The following is a 3,015-nucleotide window of genomic DNA, read 5'->3' as shown; positions in this document are numbered from 1 at the left end:
GTTGGAGAGACATAAAAAATCCGATGCCAGAGACCTGGCATCGGATTTTCGGGGAAGCCCCGCCGGGGCTCAAATGCTTAAGTGAACAGCATTACGGCGGGTGCCGGGTCTTGGGGAGCGATCAACCGCGGTAGTAGCGCTGTGGCACGAACGGGGTCTTGGCGACTTTCATCGGTACGCGCTTGCCGCGCACCATGGCCCAGACGTCGCTGTCCAGCGCGGCGTTGGCGGTCTGCACGTAGCCCATGGCCACCGGCGCACCCAGGGTCGGGCCGAAGCCACCGCTGCATACCTGGCCGATGACATTGCTGTCGGCATCGACGATTTCCGCGCCTTCGCGCACCGGCACGCGTTCCTGCGGCAGCAGGCCGACGCGCTTGCTGGCCACGCCATCGCGCTGTTGGGCGAAGATCCGCTCGGCGCCGGGAAAGCCGCCGGCGCGCGCGCCATCGGCGCGGCGGGTCTTGGAGATGGCCCAGGTCAGGCTGGCTTCGATCGGCGTAGTGGCGGTGCTCATGTCATGGCCATAGAGGCACAGGCCGGCTTCCAGGCGCAGGGAGTCACGGGCGCCAAGGCCAATGGGCTGCACTTCCGGCTCGGCGAGCAGGGCGCGGGCCAGGCGTTCGGCCTGTTCCACCGGGACGGAAATTTCGTAGCCGTCCTCGCCGGTATAGCCGGAGCGGCTGACGAAGCAGCCGACGCCCAGCAGGGTGACGCGGGCGAACTGCATGAAGGTCATCTTCGCCACCTCGGGCGCCAGGCGGCTCAGCACATCCACTGCCTTGGGGCCTTGCAGGGCGAGCAGGGCGCGGCTTTCGAACAAGCTTTCGATCTGACACTGGTTGCCGATGTGCTTCTGCAGGTGGGCCAGGTCCTGCTCCTTGCAGGCGGCGTTGACCACCAGGAAGAGGAACTCGCCAGTGTTGGCGACCATCAGGTCATCGAGGATGCCGCCGTTCTCGTCGGTGAACATCGCGTAACGCTGCATTCCCGCAGGCAGGTCGACGATATCCACCGGCACCAGGGTTTCCAGGGCACGGGCGGCGTTCTCGCCACGCAGAATGATCTGGCCCATGTGCGACACGTCGAACAGGCCGGCCTGCTCGCGGGTATGCAGGTGTTCCTTCAGCACGCCAAGGGGATATTGGACGGGCATGTCGTAGCCGGCGAACGGCACCATGCGCGCGCCCAGTTCGAGATGCAGGGCGTGCAAGGGAGTTTTAGCCAGGGTTTCGGTACTCATCTTTTCTCCTTCCGAGGCTGCAAGCCGCAAGCCTCACGTTAAACGGATCGCGTCGGCGTGCTTGTGGCTTACCGCTTGAAGCTTGCCGCTGTTCTTAGCATTCGATGATGTTCACGGCGAGGCCGCCGCGAGCGGTTTCCTTGTATTTGCTCTTCATGTCGGCGCCGGTCTGGCGCATGGTGCGGATCACCTTGTCCAGCGAGATGAAGTGCTGGCCATCGCCGCGCAGGGCCATGCGCGCGGCGTTGATTGCCTTTACCGAGCCCATGGCATTGCGCTCGATGCAGGGTACCTGGACCAGCCCGCCGACCGGGTCGCAGGTCAGGCCGAGGTTGTGCTCCATGCCGATCTCGGCGGCATTCTCCACCTGCTGCGGGGTACCGCCGAGCACTTCGCAGAGGGCGCCGGCGGCCATGGAGCAGGCCACGCCGACCTCGCCCTGGCAGCCGACTTCGGCGCCGGAGATGGAGGCGTTTTCCTTGTAGAGAATGCCGATGGCGGCGGCGGTAAGCAGGAAGCGGATCACGCCGTCGTCGTTGGCGCCGGGGATGAAGCGGGTGTAGTAGTGCAGCACTGCCGGGACAATGCCCGCCGCGCCGTTGGTGGGTGCGGTGACCACCCGGCCGCCGCTGGCGTTTTCCTCGTTCACCGCCAGGGCGTAGAGGTTCACCCAGTCGAGCACGCTGAGGGAGTCGCGCAGGTTGGCTTCCGGATTCTGGCTGAGCTGGCGGTAGAGGCCGGCGGCGCGGCGCTTGACCTTGAGCCCTCCGGGCATGATGCCTTCGGTGCGGCAGCCGGCGGCCACGCAGTCCTGCATCACCTGCCAGATACGCAGCAGGCCGGCGCGGGTTTCCTCGTCCGGGCGCCAGGCTTTCTCGTTCTCGCGCATGACCTGGCTGATGGAAAGGCCGTGTTCGGTGCAGTGGGCCAGCAGGTCCTTGGCGGTCTTGAACGGGTAGGGCAGCGGGGTCTGGTCTTCCACGATGCGGTCGGCGCCGGCGGCGCTGTCGTCCACCACGAAGCCGCCGCCCACCGAGTAGTACTCGCGGCTGCGCAGTTGCAGGCCGGCGGCGTCGAAGGCGCGGAAGATCATGCCGTTGGGGTGGTAATCCAGCGGCTTGCGGATCATCGCCAAGTGTTCTTTTTCGACGAAGCGGATGGCTTTTTCGCCGAGCAGTTTCAGTTCGCCGGACTGGCGGATCGCTTCCAGCCGCGTGGGAATCGTGGTCGTGTCGACCAGATCCGGTTGCTCGCCTTCCAGGCCTAGCAGCACGGCCTTGTCGCTGCCGTGGCCCTTGCCGGTGGCGCCGAGGGAGCCGTACAGCTCCACCTTGACCGAAGCGGTCGGCTCCAGCAGGCCCTCGCGGCGCAGCCCTTCGACGAAGCGCACGGCGGCGCGCATGGGGCCGACGGTATGGGAGCTGGAGGGGCCGATGCCGATTTTGAACAGGTCGAAAACGCTGAGGGACATGGTGTGTACTCGCTCGTCGTCGTCCGGGACGGCGGGCCGCCCCGGAACATCACCTTATCAATCAGCGTAGACCGGGAAGGTCGCGCAAAGATCGGCCACCTGACCACGGACGCGCTCGACCACCGTCGGGCTCTCGATGTCGTCGAGGATGTCGCAGATCCAGCCGGCCAGTGCCACGCACTGGGTTTCCTTGAAACCACGGGTGGTGATCGCCGGCGTGCCGATGCGGATGCCGGAGGTGACGAACGGCGACTGCGGGTCGTTCGGCACGGCGTTCTTGTTCACCGTGATGCCGGCGCGG

The 3,015-nt window shown here is 66.1% G+C and carries 2 protein-coding genes and 1 pseudogene; all 3 read right to left on the bottom strand.

Annotated elements, in window-relative coordinates; all coding sequences use genetic code 11:
- Positions 1-121 precede the first annotated feature (121 nt).
- Positions 122-1,243 (bottom strand): glycine cleavage system aminomethyltransferase GcvT, encoded by a 1,122-nt coding sequence (gene gcvT / locus BZL41_RS00035; RefSeq protein WP_095597410.1) that lies wholly within the window; start codon positions 1,241-1,243, stop codon positions 122-124.
- Between the two features lie 94 nt (positions 1,244-1,337).
- Positions 1,338-2,714, bottom strand: a complete 1,377-nt coding sequence (locus tag BZL41_RS00030) for an L-serine ammonia-lyase (protein ID WP_095597409.1) — start codon at positions 2,712-2,714, stop codon at positions 1,338-1,340.
- A gap of 57 nt (positions 2,715-2,771) precedes the next feature.
- Positions 2,772-3,015, bottom strand: a pseudogene (glyA, locus tag BZL41_RS00025) (serine hydroxymethyltransferase); the annotation flags it as partial.

The organism is Pseudomonas sp. PIC25 (genome assembly GCF_002286785.1).
In the GTDB taxonomy this organism is placed as follows: domain Bacteria; phylum Pseudomonadota; class Gammaproteobacteria; order Pseudomonadales; family Pseudomonadaceae; genus Pseudomonas_M.
The sequence above is the reverse complement of the archived record's forward strand: the minus strand, read 5'-3'. Positions and strand labels throughout refer to the sequence as shown.